At 40.0% G+C, this 18378-nt stretch carries 23 protein-coding genes and 1 tRNA gene; 16 read left to right on the top strand and 8 right to left on the bottom strand.

The features are described from left to right. Positions 1–61 precede the first annotated feature (61 nt). Positions 62–1432, bottom strand: coding sequence for a hypothetical protein (locus BuS5_RS05475; RefSeq protein ID WP_274427705.1), 1371 nt, complete (start codon positions 1430–1432; stop codon positions 62–64). A gap of 405 nt (positions 1433–1837) precedes the next feature. Here BuS5_RS05475 and BuS5_RS05470 point away from each other — a divergent pair, with 405 nt between their 5' ends. Beyond that, positions 1838–2143: a hypothetical protein gene (locus BuS5_RS05470; RefSeq protein WP_274427721.1), complete on the top strand. Its 306-nt coding sequence runs from the start codon at positions 1838–1840 to the stop codon at positions 2141–2143. 6 nt (positions 2144–2149) lie between these two features. On the opposite strand, the gene BuS5_RS05465 is transcribed toward BuS5_RS05470, so the two are convergent. From BuS5_RS05465 to BuS5_RS05440, 7 genes are all read right to left on the bottom strand, one after another. Further along, entirely contained in the window at positions 2150–2746 is a 597-nt protein-coding gene (locus tag BuS5_RS05465) for an Hpt domain-containing protein (protein WP_051375303.1), read from the bottom strand. Between the two features lie 42 nt (positions 2747–2788). Then, a complete protein-coding gene (locus tag BuS5_RS05460; RefSeq protein WP_255342843.1) occupies positions 2789–2923 on the bottom strand; it encodes a hypothetical protein in 135 nt (44 codons plus the stop codon). Between the two features lie 47 nt (positions 2924–2970). Continuing rightward, positions 2971–3267, bottom strand: a complete 297-nt coding sequence (locus tag BuS5_RS05455) for an STAS domain-containing protein (protein ID WP_027355252.1) — start codon at positions 3265–3267, stop codon at positions 2971–2973. Between the two features lie 18 nt (positions 3268–3285). Beyond that, a complete protein-coding gene (locus BuS5_RS20370; RefSeq protein ID WP_369707437.1) occupies positions 3286–3459 on the bottom strand; it encodes an ATP-binding protein in 174 nt (57 codons plus the stop codon). Between the two features lie 260 nt (positions 3460–3719). After that, the gene (locus BuS5_RS05450; RefSeq protein WP_274428076.1) at positions 3720–3860 is read right to left on the bottom strand and encodes a hypothetical protein; all 141 of its coding nucleotides are present in this window, start codon (positions 3858–3860) and stop codon (positions 3720–3722) included. 216 nt (positions 3861–4076) lie between these two features. Continuing rightward, entirely contained in the window at positions 4077–4484 is a 408-nt protein-coding gene (locus tag BuS5_RS05445) for a PIN domain-containing protein (protein ID WP_027355251.1), read from the bottom strand. Continuing rightward, positions 4481–4714 (bottom strand): AbrB/MazE/SpoVT family DNA-binding domain-containing protein, encoded by a 234-nt coding sequence (locus BuS5_RS05440; RefSeq protein WP_027355250.1) that lies wholly within the window; start codon positions 4712–4714, stop codon positions 4481–4483. Before BuS5_RS05440 ends, BuS5_RS05445 begins: the two co-directional genes overlap by 4 nt. A gap of 300 nt (positions 4715–5014) precedes the next feature. On the opposite strand from BuS5_RS05440, the gene BuS5_RS05435 reads away from it, so the two are divergent. The 15 genes from BuS5_RS05435 (at position 5015) to rpsO (ending at position 18316) form a co-directional block, all read left to right on the top strand. Then, positions 5015–5524: a nucleoside deaminase gene (locus BuS5_RS05435; protein WP_027355249.1), complete on the top strand. Its 510-nt coding sequence runs from the start codon at positions 5015–5017 to the stop codon at positions 5522–5524. A 104-nt stretch (positions 5525–5628) separates the two neighbouring features. Further along, positions 5629–6168 carry a translation initiation factor IF-3 gene (gene infC / locus BuS5_RS05430; RefSeq protein WP_338000286.1) on the top strand — a complete coding sequence of 180 codons (540 nt, stop codon included), beginning with the start codon at positions 5629–5631 and terminating at the stop codon, positions 6166–6168. 120 nt (positions 6169–6288) lie between these two features. After that, positions 6289–6486 carry a 50S ribosomal protein L35 gene (gene rpmI / locus BuS5_RS05425; protein WP_027355247.1) on the top strand — a complete coding sequence of 66 codons (198 nt, stop codon included), beginning with the start codon at positions 6289–6291 and terminating at the stop codon, positions 6484–6486. A 31-nt stretch (positions 6487–6517) separates the two neighbouring features. Next, positions 6518–6868 (top strand): 50S ribosomal protein L20, encoded by a 351-nt coding sequence (gene rplT / locus BuS5_RS05420; RefSeq protein WP_035266927.1) that lies wholly within the window; start codon positions 6518–6520, stop codon positions 6866–6868. Positions 6869–6899: 31 nt separating this feature from the next. Further along, positions 6900–7907: a phenylalanine--tRNA ligase subunit alpha gene (gene pheS / locus BuS5_RS05415; protein ID WP_027355245.1), complete on the top strand. Its 1008-nt coding sequence runs from the start codon at positions 6900–6902 to the stop codon at positions 7905–7907. Position 7908: 1 nt separating this feature from the next. After that, positions 7909–10359 (top strand): phenylalanine--tRNA ligase subunit beta, encoded by a 2451-nt coding sequence (pheT, locus tag BuS5_RS05410; protein WP_027355244.1) that lies wholly within the window; start codon positions 7909–7911, stop codon positions 10357–10359. A gap of 132 nt (positions 10360–10491) precedes the next feature. Further along, positions 10492–10839, top strand: coding sequence for a MerR family transcriptional regulator (locus BuS5_RS05405; protein WP_051375301.1), 348 nt, complete (start codon positions 10492–10494; stop codon positions 10837–10839). A gap of 83 nt (positions 10840–10922) precedes the next feature. Beyond that, a tRNA-Gly gene (locus BuS5_RS05400) sits at positions 10923–10998 on the top strand. A 256-nt stretch (positions 10999–11254) separates the two neighbouring features. After that, positions 11255–12619 (top strand): transcription termination factor NusA, encoded by a 1365-nt coding sequence (nusA, locus tag BuS5_RS05395; RefSeq protein WP_027355242.1) that lies wholly within the window; start codon positions 11255–11257, stop codon positions 12617–12619. A 29-nt stretch (positions 12620–12648) separates the two neighbouring features. Then, on the top strand, positions 12649–15291 hold the full coding sequence (gene infB / locus BuS5_RS05390; protein WP_027355241.1) for a translation initiation factor IF-2: 2643 nt from the start codon (positions 12649–12651) through the stop codon (positions 15289–15291). Then, a complete protein-coding gene (locus BuS5_RS05385; protein WP_027355240.1) occupies positions 15292–15579 on the top strand; it encodes a DUF503 domain-containing protein in 288 nt (95 codons plus the stop codon). It abuts the gene before it with no gap. Beyond that, complete coding sequence (gene rbfA, locus BuS5_RS05380) at positions 15576–15947, top strand: 30S ribosome-binding factor RbfA (protein WP_027355239.1); 372 nt, start codon at positions 15576–15578, stop codon at positions 15945–15947. Before BuS5_RS05385 ends, rbfA begins: the two co-directional genes overlap by 4 nt. Then, positions 15922–16890 carry a DHH family phosphoesterase gene (locus BuS5_RS05375; RefSeq protein WP_027355238.1) on the top strand — a complete coding sequence of 323 codons (969 nt, stop codon included), beginning with the start codon at positions 15922–15924 and terminating at the stop codon, positions 16888–16890. Before rbfA ends, BuS5_RS05375 begins: the two co-directional genes overlap by 26 nt. A 10-nt stretch (positions 16891–16900) precedes the next feature. Continuing rightward, positions 16901–17830 carry a tRNA pseudouridine(55) synthase TruB gene (gene truB / locus BuS5_RS05370; RefSeq protein WP_027355237.1) on the top strand — a complete coding sequence of 310 codons (930 nt, stop codon included), beginning with the start codon at positions 16901–16903 and terminating at the stop codon, positions 17828–17830. 216 nt (positions 17831–18046) lie between these two features. Continuing rightward, a complete protein-coding gene (gene rpsO, locus BuS5_RS05365; RefSeq protein WP_027355236.1) occupies positions 18047–18316 on the top strand; it encodes a 30S ribosomal protein S15 in 270 nt (89 codons plus the stop codon). The last annotated feature ends 62 nt before the right edge of the window (positions 18317–18378 follow it).

Raw genomic sequence — 18378 nt, 5'->3', positions numbered from 1 at the left:
AAGCATTAACATGTTGATAATACCCATTATTTATATTTGAATGTGGTCAAACAAATGCTTATTAAGCTGCGGCACGGTTATTATATTCAGCATTATTGGGCGCATAAGGTTGTTTTGTAAACTTATTTACGGGCCCACCTAATTGTTCAAAATTTGCTGTAATATCAGTTACATCTTTTGATTTTTCATCATTTTTTGGCACCGGTAGAAGAGTTAAACCACAGTCAAACTCAGTTGACAAACTATCTGTAAGGCTTCCGGGGGTTGGTAAAATTTTTCGGCGCTGCCGAGTTAAAGACAACAACTTATTTTCAACTTCCTGTTGTTCCTTTACTGTAACGCCCATTGCCATCCGAACGGATTCTCTATTCACAGATCCGCAAAAAGCCGGTAAACGAAGTGCAATTCGGTTTGCATCTTTTACTTCTCCTGTACCATGTGTTTTACCAAGTCCAAACAGGGATTCAATATTATCAGAACAAATAGGCATTCCAGTATTGCCCATGCCCAATGATTCAGCGACTATTAATTGTTTTTCCATCCAGGTAATAAAACCGATACGTACTTGAGAGCTTTGAGGGATATTTTTTAAAAGTTCTTTGCACTCTTTGTAGGTTTTCATATTCAAGCCTTGAGCTTTAAGAATTTCCTGGCTTTTTAAAAGAGGAGATGCATCACGAAGAAATCGCTTGATAAACTGTTTATATTCAGGAAGTTTACCAAGATAATTCCTAAGTTTTGAAACTACAGAGTCCTTTGAAACTCGCCCCCGTGGTGAGTGCTTAAGAACCATTTCAGCCCATTTCACCATTCGATGAATATTCATGAATCGAGCTTTTGTCGAAACCTTTGGGGGTGCAAAAAATGCAAGTACTGTTTGCTTAAATTTTTTTGAGGCTTGTCCGCAAGCAGAGATAAAACAGTCATACGAAGGATGTTTTGTATATTCTTTTTTTAATAGATTGGCAACAACATGAGAAATATCATCAATGGAGAAACTTGAAAATCCTCTTTCATTTAGGAGTCTGACACCTTTCATGAGGTCCATTCCTCCGTCTTTCAAATATGCAGCAGGTTTTCCGGTGATGAGAATCACCTTTTGTAAAAAATTTGCAATGGATTCTCCAGTCCATGATTTCGCCACTGAAATTGCTACACAATTGATGTTTTCAAGAGTTGGAGCACCTTCATGATTTTTAAAATGATCAGTTCTAAGCTCCAAAATAGCAAGAATTTTACCAGCTCCCAATGCTATTGAGGTATCTATCATCCAAATAGCACCATTTACAATCTTATCCATATCAAAAGAAACAGAAGAAAGCCCTTTATAGTTCCAGATTTTTGATAGTGAATATCTGGTGACCCAGTTAATGATCGTTTGAGGGCACGGTATTTTGGTTATCCCAAGGTATGCTTGTAAAATGCCAAACATTCTTGATATTGCTCTGAATCCAACGTGTCCGACCAAAAATAGGCGTAAAGAAATAAAAATCAATTCCTCCTTACTATTAACCGACAATGTGTTCTTTTTACGTTCTTGTTCTAATTCTTGTCTATTTTTCCGGAGTTCAGACTTGTATTTATTTCGTTCATTTTTAGTACGTTTCAGCTCAGCTTTCTGATACTTAATTATACGAGTACGATCAACTGCTTTGTCTTTCCAGGCAGTTCTACTTTTTTTAATTTTGAAACTTTACTCATAGCAATAACCATCTTTTTGGTTAAAATATTTGAATATATAGGGAATAATAATTTTTTTCAATCAGCAATTTTGAATTATTGACGGCATTTTGTTATGGTCTACGCAAATTTTACTGAAAATATTGAAGGTGCCTGAATGACATATGATAGATTGCAAGCAAAAATAATCCCTGGCAAACATTGTAGCTTTTGTGGAAACGATTCTGTTCCTTTAATAAAAACAAAATGTTGTGACCAATGGATTTGCTGTGACACTTCTTTTGCATCTATAAAAGGTGGAGATTATTGCCAATATCATCACGAGCACGAGGGTCTCTGCCATTTTCATTACAATAACAGCCATTCAGGGATATGGCAGGAGTGCAAAGAATGCCGGGATTTGGTTGGGGAAGATAATTTTAATGCTGCATTTCATGACCCCAACAATGTGCCAAGATATTAATCGCACTCATGATAGGGCCAAAAGTTGAGCAAAAAAAGTAGCCACAAAACTGAGTTTTTGGACACCCCAAATCAGGTCATATTCAACCAGGTATATAAACTTGCCTTCCTTCCGGGGAGCCGCAATCCCATATTCAGTAACACTAAAAACGCTTCTCCCATTCGGAAAAGATATATCCACAATATTCTCCACGCTCTCCTTTTCTTCTTCAGGCAAAGAGCCTGCAAGAATGCCCCTGAGCGCATCAAGATGTTCCGAGATATCTATATCATTGCTATTAAACACATCATTGATCAGGTTTCGCAAAGCATCGGAGGCCAGCAGCAGAATATTAATAATCTCAGGGTTGGGGATCATCTCGCGGCTCCTGATCTTGCCCAAAATATTCTCCATCTCATGGGTCAGATCCTTGATATTGGTCAGCCCCATAAAACCTGCCCCGCCCTTAATGGAATGTGCGGCGCGATAAACCTTGTTAACCATATCTTCATCTATATCAGCACCGTTCTCCTCTATGGCAAGGAAATCATTTTCTATGTCCGCCAGATGTTCCAGAGATTCTTCAATATAAATCTGCAGGGTTTCATCATTTTCAATGCTCATGATTATGCTCCTTAAAAAATTACAAAAACTGACCTTTTGAAATTAAAATTTAACTGAATCAGCCCAAGTTACGAAAATGACCATTAAAAACGCCAGAGCAGTCAACTCCATAATCGCCATTTCAACAAGAAAACGTGCCATCTTGCCTAAATTTTTTTTTATTTTTTCATATCCCATAGCTTATCCGCTTCCTCCCTGATCAAAAAAATACCTTTGATTCGTAATCATTCAGCCATTTTAACTTCAAAATGCCGATCAAGCCGCATAACCTTAAACAGTTTATAAATATCTTCCGAAGCATTGATTACGATGAATACTCCATCATTCTTTTGCAAGCTGTTATGAGCAGCGATCAAAACCCCCAGCCCAACCGAATCGACCATCCTGACACCATCAAGGTCTGCAGTCAATTCCTTGACGCCCCCTTCAACGGACTTAAGAAGTTCAGCTCTGAATTCTTCCGCCATGGATGCCACAATATCCATACCCGGTGTAACTGTTTTTGCTGCTGTTCCGCCCATACTTTCCTCCTGCCGGCTTTATTGTTTTTGTTCAATTTTTTTCATAAGTGTCAACCTGTTGCCTGCTTCATTATATAAAATTTCATCACAATAGGTTTTCATGATATACAAACCTCTGCCGGAAACATCTCTGCCCGGCCGTTCCTTTTTCAGGCGGCCTTGCCAGTCAAAGCCCGGGCCATTATCTTCAATCTCCAGGCATCCTTCAAATTTAGTTTACACTTTAGTCAAAAACCCTGAAGGGGGTTAGACATATCACCCAGGGCAGCGCCCTGGGTGATATGTCTAATAAATTAGAGCCCTGAAAGGGCGTGACATAATGGTGGCGATTCTTATGTCACGCCCTTTCAGGGCTAAAATGCTTACTCTATCAAATTCATTATAAGGGAAGTCCCTTATCAGTAAATAGTTAATACAATCAAATATCGTTTTCAAAAAGTGTAAACTACTTTTTATGGTTTATGAAGGATGCCAATCTCCATTACCAGGCCGGCCGGTTCAATCCGCAGTTCAAACTTGACAGTTTTATCATAATTCAATTTGGCTCCATGCACTGCGGCATTGATCAAAGCCTCTCGTGATACCAGGATCACCTCAAGAAAACTCCTCCAACTTTTTTTGGGCAAGAAATCTTTCCATATCTGTAATTACGAGAAAGCAATATATATGCCATGGTTGCCTGACAAAAGCATGAACCGGGACGTTGGTGAGGAAAGTGCTTTACTGGTGAGATTTGATGAATGAATACAGAAATATGCTAAACTATATGCCCGTGGTGTTTTGAACTATAGTATGAGTCGTGGGAGGGTTCAGGTGGATAGACCTATTTTTTTCAATTTTGCCCTGAATTTACGATCAAATGTTACAATTAAAGACCCTTTGGTATTTTTACAAAGCGTTGCGATGATAGCGTCACCATAATCTTTAAAAACCTCAGGCCAATAGGATATAAGGGTTTTCATGTTAAGATCATGAACCACTTCAATACCCGGCATATCGATAAAATCCCGAACTATTTTGCTTATTTCAGATTTTGGGATTTGATAAACTGTATCCATTACATAAACAAACTCAGTCAAAACATTTTGTGGGCAAAGCACCATAATTCTTAGACGGGCAGCATCATTAAAGAGCTTATCTATTTTTACCTGCTGTTCCTGGTTTCTATCCGTAACAAAAGATATCAGCGCATTTGTATCTATAATATATTTTTTCACAGATATTTTTCCATCCGTTTATCATGAGATAATATGATATCTTCTTCAATTTTACCAGCACCTGTTTTTATCGAATTTTTATAGTTTAAAAATCTTTTTTGAACAGGAATTACAACTATCTTGCCGTGCTCGATTTTCCATTCCAGAGTATCTTTAACAGTAAGCTTAAGGTTTTCTCGTACTCCTTTCGGAATAGTGGTTTGAAACTTTGAAGTAATGACCGATTGCATGGTTTTTCCCTCCCTTTACGCTACAATGTTTTCCTTACAATAATACAATATGGTAAGGAAAACATATTGTCAATTTTAAAATATCTAAACTATGAAACCGTGCGCGTAAACCGGGACGGTGGTGCAGAAAGTGCTTCACTGATGAGATTTGATGAACGAATATAGCAATGGGACTATAAAAAATAAAACTTGATATTACCGGCATCAGTAATATATTGAAGATGTGTATAATTATTGGAAAAGAAAGCAATATATATGCCATAATTGGCTGACAATTCACAAAGCGTTGGATTTTGGACGATGACCGATTTAGATGATAATTTCTTTATGAAAAAAGCTCTGCAACTTGCGAAAGAAGCGCTCTCATATGGCGAATTCCCGGTAGGGGCAGTGATGGTGTATGAGAACGAAATAATTGCAACAGGTTATAGAAAAGGCACATCAGGAGGAACGACTAATGAAATAGATCATGCCGAGATGATATGTTTAAGAGATTCTGTTGATCTTGGCCGGAGCATAGATAGACTCAAAACAACTCTTTTCTGCACACTTGAGCCATGCCTCATGTGCTTCGGTGCAATTATATTAAGTAGAACAGGCCGAATAGTCTATGCTTATGAGGATATAATGGGCGGCGGCGCAAACTGCAATCTCAGTAAACTCCGGCCTCTTTATAAACAAAGTACGATTTCTATAGTTCCGGGGATATTGCGTGAGGAGAGCCTGAAACTCTTTAAAGCCTTTTTCTCAAACCCCAAAAATAATTATTGGAAAGAGAGTCTCCTCTCCAAATATACACTCCAACAGTAAAAATAAACATTTTTTTCTTGCATTTCCTTGAATCATTAATTAGTTTATTAGATTTTAACTAAATGAGAAAAAAGGCTTAATATAAATTCTTGGGGAGGTAAAGCATAGCTATACACAGAAAATTTTTAAAATCCAATAAAAAGGATAGAACTTTTATTAATCGGGACATAAGAGCTAAAGAAGTTCGCGTTATTGATCCCGAAGGAAACCAGTCGGGTATATTGCAAATCCACCAGGCGCTTGCAATGGCCAATGACCACGGGCTTGACCTTGTGGAGGTCTCTCCCAATGCCAGGCCGCCTGTTTGCAAAATAATGGATTATGGTCGTTATAAATATGAACAGACCAAAAAAAAACAGGAAGCAAAAAAAAAACAGAGCACAGTCCAGGTCAAAGAGATAAAGGTTCGTCCCAAAACAGGCGAGCATGATTTGCAGACCAAGATAGGCCATATAACAAAATTTATAGGCAACAAGGATAAGGTAAAGGTTACAGTCATGTTTCGGGGACGCGAAATAACACTTTCCCAGCAGGGAAGGGATGTGTTAAGCAAAATTGCCGAGAGTGTAAACGAAATCGCAACAGTGGAATCATACCCTAAATTTGAAGGCCGGACAATGATTATGATACTGGCTCCCAAATAGTATTGAACCCATAAAAAGTCTTTCCGAATAATCTTTCAAAGGTCTAAACATGGCGTGTGCTGTTTCTTGACAGCTCGCGCCATCTATTTTTAATCCCTATTTTTAATCAAGGAGCAGGAGATGCCGAAAATAAAGACAAACAGATCAGCCGCAAAGCGTTTCCGGAAAACAGGCACCGGGAAAATAGCTTTTTCAAAATCACATTCCAACCATATTTTAACAAAAAAGACAACCAAGAGAAAAAGATCTTTAAGAAAAGGACAAATTGCTTCTAAAAGTGATATGAGAGAAATAAGACTGCTTTTACCTAACAGGTAGTCATTGATATTGAGGAATAAGGAGTAAAATTATGCGTGTAAAAAGAGGTTATAAAGCAAGACAACGCAGACAAAAAATTTTAAAGCTTGCAAAAGGATTCCGCGGGGGCCGCAGCAAGCTCTACCGAACTGCCGCAGATGCAGTAGACAAAGCGCTTATGTACGCTTATCGTGATCGAAAGGTCAAAAAACGGGAGTTCCGTAAGCTATGGATTGCAAGAATAAATGCAGCAGCACGTTTGAATAATCTTTCTTACAGTAAATTCATGCATGGGCTGAAACTTGCGGACATTGAACTTGACCGCAAAGTTCTCGCAGATTTGGCTATATCCGATCCCCCAGGCTTCGCACAACTGGCAACAACGGCATCCATGCAGCTTTAAAATAAATTCCGTAAAATTTGTTTAACATATTGTGAAATATAATATTGACCAAATAAAAGAAAACGCTTTACAGGAACTGGAATCGGCCGACAGCAAAAAGAGCCTGGAATCTCTCTTTGTAAAATATCTCGGCCGAAAGGGACGTGTAACCCAATTTTTAAGAAATATTTCAAATCTTCCTCCGGGCGAAAGGCCGGAAGCCGGAAAAAAGGCCAACCTTGCGAAGAAGAGTCTGGACGCAGCCTTCCAAAAAAAGCGCCGGGATATCGAAAGCAAAGCTCTTCAAACAGAAGATCGCATCGATGTTTCACTTCCCGGCAGATCGCCTGCCACAGGTTCCCTGCATCCGATTACCCGGATCACAGACCGTATTTGTGATATTTTCGTCAGATTCGGTTTTGATATTGCGGAGGGGCCGGAGGTAGAGACTGATTATTATAATTTTGAAGCGCTGAACATTCAAAAAAATCATCCTGCCAGGGACATGCAGGACACCTTTTATATATCGGATAATATTGTTCTCAGAACACATACTTCCCCGATCCAGGTAAGAATAATGGAGCAGCAGGCTCCCCCGGTCAGAATCATTGCGCCGGGAAAAGTCTACCGGTGCGATTCCGATCTGACCCATACTCCAATGTTTCACCAGGTGGAGGGTTTGATGGTTGATAAAAAGGCCACATTCGGCGACCTTAAAGGAATGCTTACTCTTTTTATTCATCAGATATTTGATGATAAGATATCATTAAGGTTCCGCCCCAGTTTCTTCCCTTTTACAGAGCCGAGCGCAGAAGTCGATATCCTTTGTGTAATCTGTCGGGGCAAAGGGTGCAGGGTCTGTTCAGGAACAGGCTGGCTGGAAGTTCTCGGCTGCGGTATGGTACACCCGGCGGTCTTTGAAAATGCAGGCTACGATACCGATTTATATAAAGGATTCGCATTCGGAATGGGTATAGAACGGATCGCCATGCTGAAATACAGGATTGACGATATCAGAAAATATTTTGAAAATGATCTCAGGTTTTTAAGGCAATTCTAAGATGAAGGTAAGTTTAAGCTGGCTCAAAAAATATATTCCCGTTGATATGGAAATCTCTGCACTTGCCGACGCGCTTACAATGGCCGGCCTTGAAGTAGATAATATTTATGACAGATATGATTATCTTGACAAAGTCATTGTCGGATGCATAACCGAAATCAGACCGCATCCCAATGCCGACCGGTTAAGGCTTTGCGCTGTAAACACCAGCGATAACCTGATAAATGTAGTTTGCGGGGCGGACAATATCAAAACAGGTATGCATGTTCCGCTGGCCCTGCCGGGAACCGAACTGCCAAGCGGTCTTATCATCGAAAAGAGTGTAATCCGCGGCGAGGCATCGGGTGGTATGCTCTGCAGTGCAACCGAGCTTGGCATAGGCGAAGACAAAAAAGGAATTATGAACCTTCCGGATACCCTTACGCCGGGAGAGAATCTTGCCGGTGCGCTTAAACTGACCGACCATGTGCTTGAAATCGATCTTACTCCAAACAGGCCGGACTGCCTGAGCATTATAGGAGTTGCAAGAGAAATTGCAGCTTTTCACAACAAGCCGGTTCAATACCCCTCAAGCAAGCACATTGCTTCCGGCAGACCGGATACACCGGAAAACATTTTCAATCTTACATCTGTAACAGTACAAAATACTGACCTGTGCCCAAGATATGGCGCAAAGCTTTTTAAGAATGTTAAAATCGGCCCTTCACCTTTCTGGCTGAAAGACCGTTTGATATCAACAGGAATCCGGCCGGTCAACAACTTTGTCGATATAACAAATTATGTTATGATGGAAACAGGCCAGCCGCTCCATGCCTTTGATTTTGATAAACTGGCAGAAAAAAGAATCGTCGTTCGCACCGCAAAACAAGGGGAAAATATTACTACCCTTGATAATAAGAAACGAAGGCTCTCCAGCCGGATGCTTATGATTTGCGATGGAGAAAAACCGATTGCCATTGCAGGTGTCATGGGAGGACTCAATTCAGAGGTCACGGATACTACAAGATCCGTTCTCCTGGAAAGTGCATATTTCGACCCGGTATGTATAAGAAAAACCTCAAAAAAACTCGGGTTGAATACGGATTCCGCCCATCGTTTTGAACGGGGCGTTGATCCCGCAGGTACGATTAAAGCATTAAACAGAGCAGCGCTGCTTATAGAAAAAACAGGATGCGGCTCCGCCGTAAACGGAACAATCGATGAAAACCCAGTACCTTATGAACCTTTGTCAATATATGTAAAACCTGAAGAAATAAATTCCCTCCTGGGAACAGATATAAAACGCGACAAAATTATAAAACTGCTTGAAGGAATAGAGTTCTCTGTTGAAAATAAAAGAAGGGATGAGGCAGATGATTTATTGTTAATAACCCCACCCTCTTACAGGGTCGACATAAAAAGGCCGGTAGATATTACGGAAGAGATAGCCAGGCTTTACGGTTATAACAAGATCCCGGTAACATTCCCTGTTGTTCCTGTTCAGGCAAAATCTTCTTCCATACATATAGCTCATAAAAAACAGATCAAAAGGCTTATGACCGGTTTAGGTTTTTCAGAGTGTATCAATTACAGCTTTATCAATAATCAATCTACAGCCCGCCTGAATCTTGAGCGTGACGATGCACGGTATAACATGATCAGACTCTTGAATCCTTTGTCTAATGACCATGCCGCTATGCGGTCTTCTCTTGTTCCGGGATTGCTTGAAACCATGCGTAGAAACATTACGCGAAGTATGCATAATTTAAAACTATTTGAAATCGGCAAAATATTCATTCACAAGGGAGAAGATACTCTGCCTAGGGAAAAAGAAATAATAACGGGCTTATGGACCGGAACAAGGCAGGCATCAACATGGTACGATAAGGATATCCCTGTCGATTTTTATGACATTAAGGGAGCTGTTGAAGCACTGTTTGACGCGCTTAAAATTAACAAACCAGCTTCTGTCAGATTTACCAGGCTGCCGGACAATCAATGCGTTTATACAAAACCCGGGTATACTGCACGAATTATTTCAGGAAACAAAACAGCAGGAATTATAGGAGAGGTCAATCATCATGTTTTAAAGAATTTTGACCTTTCAGCAAATGCTTTTATATTTGAAATCAACCTCACGGAGCTTTACAAACTCATACCGGAAACCATATTTGCTGAACCAATCCCCAAATTCCCTGCAGTTTCCAGAGATATTACAATGATTGTTGATAAAAATCTCGAATCGGCAAACATACTTGAACAATTAAATCTTTTTGGAGAAAAGCTTGTGGAAAAGCTGCAACTCCTTGCAGCTTTTGAAGGCGAACCTGTTCCGATAGACAAAAAAAGCCTATCTTTCAGAATAACTTACAGATCTGCCAATGAGACACTGGAAGACAATAAAATCAATGCAATCCATAAAAAACTTTCCGATAAGCTTATAACCGAGTTTAATGCAACGCTTCCTGAATGATAGTCTGAACTGTGATTTATATGATTAAATGATGGGCTATGATTTAAAAAAGCGGGGAGAATCAGGGAAATCCTGAAATCAAATAAATCACAGTTCAAACAATTGAATAGAGTAACGGTTTACGTTTATAAAATGCCGAAAGAAATACCCATTTCACCAGAACTCCCGGACAAGTTCTATTTCAAAGTCGGCGAGGTCAGCGAACTTGCAGATGTTCCAGCCTATGTGCTCAGGTTCTGGGAAACCGAATTCAAAAAAATAAAACCAAAGCGTACACCTTCCGGTCAAAGACTGTATAAAAAAGAAGATGTTGAGCTGATCCTCAAGATTAAATACCTGCTCTATAAAAAAAAATTTACCATTCAGGGCGCACGTCAATACTTAAAATCAGCCGCAGACAATCAGCCGGACACGCCTTCGCAGAAAATCCTGAATCATATCCGTATCGAGCTTAAAAAAATTCTTGATATTCTAAGATAAATACCGCTAAAAAAATATTGACATTATTATTCTTTTAGCGTAAACAGGTTTTCAACCTGAGGTCTTTGAAAGGAACTCAGGCTGCGGGCATAGCTCAGCTGGTAGAGTACAAGCTTCCCAAGCTTGGTGTCGCGAGTTCGAATCTCGTTGCCCGCTCCACTATAAATTAGCGGTATAGTGGGGTGACTTAATTGGGAAATCAGCCTTTTCCGGTGTAAAGGTTTTTTCAGGTAGAACTTTTTTTCTTTGCTTCTATATAAAGTGGTTATTGAGTTGAGGATTAAATCTTTTATGAATATTTGAATGGCCGGATAAAATTTTCGATCAGGTTCAAAAGATCTACCTGCAATAAAAAGGAAAACGGGCAAAAGCCCGTTTTTTGTTTTTAAGGGCCCAGCTCAAATGGAGAATAGAGATGCTGATATCAGACATTAAACGTGTTATAGATCAGGTAAGCCGGGAAAAAGGTATTGATCGTATAACCCTTATAAGAGCGCTTGAAGAAGCTTTGAAATCCGCTGTAAAGAAAAAATTCGGCGACAAGATCGATGTTGAAATACAGTATAATGAAGAGATCGGTGAAATTGAGGTGTTTCAGTTTAAAGAGGTAGTGGAAAAAATAACCGATCCTGATACACAGGTCGATTTTGAAGAAGGGCAAAAGCTTGATCCTGAATGTGAGATAGGCGACAGTCTGGGCACGAAGATGGACACAACAACTTTCGGCCGAATCGCTGCGCAATCAGCAAAACAGGTTATAATCCAAAAAATGAAAGACGCGGAAAAGGATGCTGTTTATGCCGACTTCATAGGGCGCAAGGGTGAAATCATAAACGGAATTGTCCAGCGTTTTGAACGAGGCAGCATAGTTGTAAATCTCGGTAATGCCGAGAGTATACTTCCCAATCGGGATCAGATTCCCGGAGAAACTTATAAACGCGGCGACCGTATCAGGGCATGCATAATTGATGTTCTCCATGACACACGTGGACCACAAATTATATTATCAAGAACACATCCCGATTTCCTTGTAAATCTCTTCAAGACAGAAGTTCCTGAAATCAATGAAGGAATTGTGGATATTATGGGCGTAGTACGCGAGCCGGGGGTCAGAGCAAAAATTGCCGTCTCATCTCATGATCCGGACATAGACCCTGTCGGCGCTTGTGTGGGCATGAAAGGAAGCCGGGTACAAAACGTGGTGCAGGAACTAAAAGGCGAAAAAATTGATATAATTACCTGGTATGCGGATATTGCAAAATATGTTTGTAATGCTTTGGCTCCGGCTGAGATAATCAGGGTAATTATAGACGAGCAGAATCATTCAATGGAGGTAATAGTACCTGACGAATACCTTTCAATTGCAATAGGCAAAGGTGGGCAAAACGTGCGCCTCGCCTCAAAACTTACAAGCTGGCGCCTTGATGTTCAAAATGATACAAAATACAGCAAAACATTAAAAGATGGTTATGAATCTCTTATAAAATTACCGGGAATAGGTATAAGTCTTGCGGATGCGTTATATGAAAACGGTTTTTTTTCACCCTTGGAACTTAGCAGTGCTTCTGTTCAGGAATTACTGAAGATTAGAGAAATGACAGAGGAAAAGGCTGCCGAGCTTATAGAAGCGGCAAAAGAGCCTTTAAAAAATTTAGGCACAGATGATACTGATGATACTTCTGATGAAGACGATACTTCCGGCACAGATTATACAGATGACACTTCTGGTAAAGATGATCAAGATATAGAGAGTAATCCTCTCATAGAAGATACGAAATAATATTGAAAGAAAAAAAAGCAGGGGGAGGAATGGCTAAAACCAGGGTCTATGAACTTGCCAGAGATCTTAACATGGCAAACAAAGATTTGCTTGACAGAATTAAATCTTTGGATATTTCAGTAAAAAGCCATATGGCTTCTCTTGATGATGACTTGGTCGTTATGATTAAAGCGAATATTCTTGAAAAAAAACAGACCGATTTAGAAGTAACTCGTGTCAAGCCGACCGTTATTAGAAGACGCAGGAAAGTTGCTGAGAAAAAGCCTATAAAGGAACCTCCCGAACCCGAAACACTGCCTGAACAGGTTATACATGCTGAAGAACCGGTAAAAACAGACCTGCCGGAGCCGGATAAAAAGACGGAAGAAAAAAAAGATTTGATGTTAAAAACGGAAGAGAAAGAAGACTTGCTTTTAAAAGAGGAAAAGACTGTCGAGCCTGTTCACAAAAAAGAAACCATAACTACCGAACCATTAATAGAAGAACCGGTAAAAGCAGTAAAAACGCCTGACAGAAAAGTCAAAAAACCTGTAAAAAAATTAAAAACAGAAAAAAAAGAGACACCTGCTAAAATTATACATCTACCCGCGCCTTCTTTGCAAAAAGCACCTGAAGAAACAAAACCTGTCACAGGCAAACCAAAATCTGATATAAAAAGTTCTATTAAAACCCGCACAACGGAAACTAAACCGGACAAAACAAAAAAGAAAGAAAACAAGCAACAGGAAAAAGTTGCCGCGGATCAGGGCCGTAAAGAAAAGCACTGGAGCAAAAAGAAAATTTCCTTCCGACGCAAAGAGGTTGTTGAAGGAAAGGCTCTTTTTACAGGTAAAAAACGCGCCCAAAAAGGTAAAAAGGGAGTTCACAATAAAAAGACTACTCCAGCGTTGAAAACTCACATAACAACACCTAAAGCTATTAAACGAAGAATCAAGATAGACGATGCCATCACCCTGTCAGAACTTGCAAAAAGGATGGGCATCAAAGCTAATGATATGATTGCACAACTTATGACTTTAGGTATAATGGCAACCGTAAACCAGACTATAGACTTTGACACGGCAGCACTGATTGCATCAGAATTCAACTATGAAATAGAAAAAGCATCTTTTGAAGAAGATACCATTTTACGGGTAAAGGGAGATGATACAGGTAATCTGGTTGCGAGACCACCTGTGGTTACCATTATGGGGCATGTCGACCACGGCAAGACATCTCTGCTTGATGTTATTCGCAAAACCAGTGTTACTGATGCAGAAGCCGGGGGAATAACCCAGCACATAGGGGCCTATCATGTTAAAACAGATAAAGGCCATATTGTATTTCTGGACACCCCGGGGCATGAAGCTTTTACAGCAATGCGTTCCCGAGGGGCGAGCATTACGGATATCGTCATCCTGGTTGTAGCCGCAGATGACGGGGTAATGCCGCAAACCATTGAAGCTATAAATCATTCAAAAGTTGCGGATGTTCCGATTATTGTCGCAATTAACAAGATCGATAAACCCGATGCCGATCCGGACCGCGTCCAGCGCGAACTGGCTGAATCCGGTCTTGTCCCTGAAGACTGGGGCGGAGATACAATTTTTGTGAATGTCTCGGCAAAACATAATCAGGGCATAGGCAATCTACTTGAAATGGTGCTCCTCCAGGCTGAGGTTCTGGAACTAAAGGCAAATCCTGACAAGCTCGCTTCAGGGCATGTTGTCGAAGCAAAGCTGGATTCAGGAAGAGGCGCGGTTGCTACCATACTTGTGCAGCAGGGAACTCTCAAAACAGGCGATCCGGTTGTATGCGGCATTCATTACGGAAAAGTAAGAGCCATGTTGAATGATAGGGGAAAAATTGAAAAAACAGCAGGTCCTTCAATACCTGTGGGAATTACGGGCTTGTCCGGCGTGCCTAATGCAGGGGATGAATTGATCGCGCTCTCTGATGAAAAAGATGCCAAGCATGTCAGTGCGCACAGGATCCGGAAACAGCGCGCAAAAGAGCTTGCTAAAAGCGGCAGATTAAGTCTTGAAAAGCTTTACGAAAAGATGCAGAAGGGTAAAGTCAGTAAACTTAACCTCATAATCAAGGCCGACGTACAGGGCTCCATTGAGGCGATAGAGGACTCGCTGACAAAACTTTCAAATCAAGAAGTAAAAATAAATATCATCCATTCCGCAACCGGGACAGTAGTCGAATCGGATATATCCCTGGCCGCCGTTTCAGATGCAATAATCATCGGTTTCAATGTTCGTCCCAATATAAAAATCGAGTCCCTGGCTGGGGAAGAGCATGTCGATATGCGATTTTATAATATCATTTATAATGTTATAAATGATATTAAGGGTGCAATTTCAGGTATGATGGCTTCCACTTTTAAAGAGCATATTCATGGCAGAGCAGAAATTCGTGAAGTTTACCACATTCCTAAAGTAGGCACTATAGCAGGCTCCTATGTTACTGATGGAAAGATAGAACGTGGTGAGCTTGTTCGTCTTTTAAGAGAGGGAATTATTACCTATGAGGGAAAAATTGCGTCTCTTAGACGTTTCAAAGATGATGTAAAAGAGGTAAGCAGTGGTTATGAATGCGGGATCGGAATTGAAAACTACAATGATATCAAAACCGGTGACACCATAGAATGCTATCATCTTGAGGAGATCAAGGCCAAGCTTGAATAAATGATTGCAGGTACAGGGAAAATCATATTCAGACTGCATGACTGCCGCAGCCTGAAGTCTAAACGGAAAATAGTTAAATCTATCATCAGCAGGATATCCAACTCTTTTAATATATCTGTTGCAGAAGTGGGATCAAATGATATTCACCAGCGAGCTGAAATAGGTTTTGCATTAATAGGAAACGACCAAAGGCTAATCAATTCCAAAATCGACAAGGTTTTGAACTTTGCTGAAGAATTGAATGCGGCCGAAATTGTCGATTCGGAAATGGAGATTATAAATTTATGAAACCATTTTCACGTTCAGACAGAGTAAGCGGGCTGATTCAAAAAGTCTTGTCCGATATTCTAAAAAAAGATATTAATGATCCCCGTCTTAAAATGGCCACCATAACAGGTGTGAAGGTTTCCAGGGATTTAAAAACAGCCCGTATATATTTCAGCATATCCGGGGGAAAGCAAAACATAAAAAATGCAGCCAGCGGCTTTGAAAGCGCCAAAGGATATGTTAAGCGTAGTCTGGCCGGAAAGCTGGGACTGCGTTACATGCCGGATATTAAATTTTTTTATGATGAAACATTCGATTATGGTTCGCACATAGACGAACTGCTTAAACAGATCAAGACCGGAAATGGATCGGATCATACAACATCTTGAAAGCAGCAAAAATATTCTGCTTGCATCCCATGTTCAGCCGGACGGCGATGCCACAGGATCACTGCTGGCTCTTGGACTCTCTCTTGCGGGATCTGGTAAATCGACTACATTATACAATGAAAGTCCTGTTGATGCTTATCATTTCCTGCCTTACATCGAACGTATTGTAGATCATTGGGACGAACATATCAATTATGACACAGCCATAATACTCGATTGCGGGAATATGGAACGAACCGGCAAAACCGCCCCTGAAATAGGTCGGATACCGGTTATTATCAATATTGATCATCATTTAACAAATACAGGCTTCGGTAATCTCAGGATAGTAGACCCTTCAGCATCTTCAAGCTCTGAAATTGTTTACAGATTAATAAAAAAGATGGGAATTTCCATTGACATCGCAGTTGCCACAGCTATTTATACAGGAATATTCACCGACACCGGATCATTCAGATTTTCCAATACCAATAGAGCGGCTTTTGGAATCTGTGAAGAAATGGTCTCCATCGGGGTGGTTCCTCAAAACATAGCATATCATATTTACGGAACTTACTCTTTGGGCCGCCTGAAGCTGCTTAATCTATCACTTGACTCTCTGGAAATATCACAAAACGGATTACTTTCCATGATGACGGTAACTTATGATATGTTTGAAAAGACAGGTTCTAATTTAAATGACAGCGGTGAGTTTATAAATTTTGCAAAATCCATAGACGGTATAAAAGTGGCTGTTCTCATCCAGGAACTGAAAAATACCGAAAAAAATTCGAAAGGTCTTAACCTATTTCATATAAGCTTACGTTCAAACGGCAGTGTTGATGTGGCGGATATTGCATCCTCCTTTGGTGGAGGCGGACATTTTGCGGCAGCAGGTTTTGATGTGGAATCGACATTAACAGATTTAAAAAATTATTTTTATAGACTCGCTGAAAGTCTGTAAAAAATTAATTATGCAGCATCAACCAAACGGAATAATCGTTATTGACAAACCTGCAGGGATTTCATCGGCAAGAGTTGTTGCAATTGTCAAAAAAGCATTGAAAGCCGGGAAAGCAGGCCACACAGGCACCCTTGATCCATTTGCGACCGGTGTTCTGATATGCTGCCTTAACAACGCAACTAAACTATCCGACTTTTTAATTAAGGACAAAAAACAATACGAAGCGGTTCTTCATCTTGGCATTGAAACGGATACAGGGGATATAACAGGCACAATAATTGCTGTTTGTGATAAAATAGATTTCGGCAATAAGGAAATCAATTCTGCATTTGAACGGTTTAGCGGCAAAATAGAACAGATACCACCGGCATATTCCGCATTAAAGCACAAGGGCGTTCCGCTGTACAAACTGGCAAGACAAGGAAATCCTGTTAAAAAACCTGCCAGAAGCGTTATTATTTCAGATATCAGAATACTCGATATCAATCTGCCTGAAATCCGCTTTAAGGTTCGTTGTTCAGCAGGCACATATATAAGAACTCTCGCATCTGATATAGGAAAAACGCTTGGATGCGGAGGACATTTAAAAAGTCTCAGGAGAATTCAGAGCGGCAGGTTCTCCGTTAATGACTCCATCAAACTGGATAAACTCGAAAAGCTATCTTTATCAAAACAAAATTTTGCCATCTTGTCGGATAGAATAATAAGCATGACCGACGCACTGCCGGATATGCCTGCTTTACTTGCAAATGAAATACAAACAAGGAGGATTAAAAACGGCATCATCATGACAGGCCATGACTTCCCTTACGACTATGATGCTTTTGGTAGCGGCCCTGCAAAGATTATTGATAAAAAAAATAATATTATCGCAATAGTAAATTACGATAATAAAAATAATAAATATAAATATCATGCGGTTTTCAATGCGGATCCATAGCCGTGGCATTAAAATGCCAACCCTCGGGACCAAAGATACCTTGTATTATATTGTACTAAAATATATATTAAAAAAAATAATATTTTTCATTTAAGATACTTCATGACCATCTAAAAATGAAAATTTTTTGTTCAAAATCAAGGCATAAAAAAAGCAGATATTGGGCAAAAACAACCATTATGGGTGGACAATAGTGGACAGGAGGAAAAAAGGATAATGGTACTCTCAACTGCAAATAAACAAAATTTAATAAACCAGTATAAACTGCATGAAACAGATACCGGCTCACCTGAAGTTCAGATAGGGCTTCTTACACACAGGATATCATATCTGACAGAGCATTTAAAAATGCATAAAAAAGACCATCATTCCAGGAGAGGATTGCTGGTGCTGGTCGGTAAACGACGCAGATTGCTGAACTATGTAAAAAACAATAATGTAAACCGTTACAGAACGATTATTCAAACTCTCGGCTTAAGAAGATAGTCTTCTTCTTACTCCTCTCCTGGAGCTTGCGGGATATATAGACCGTCACATAAATAATTTCA

Source organism: Desulfosarcina sp. BuS5 (genome assembly GCF_028752835.1).
GTDB lineage: Bacteria > Desulfobacterota > Desulfobacteria > Desulfobacterales > BuS5 > BuS5.
Note: the sequence above shows the minus strand (reverse complement) of the source record. Positions and strands in the feature narration are given on the sequence as shown.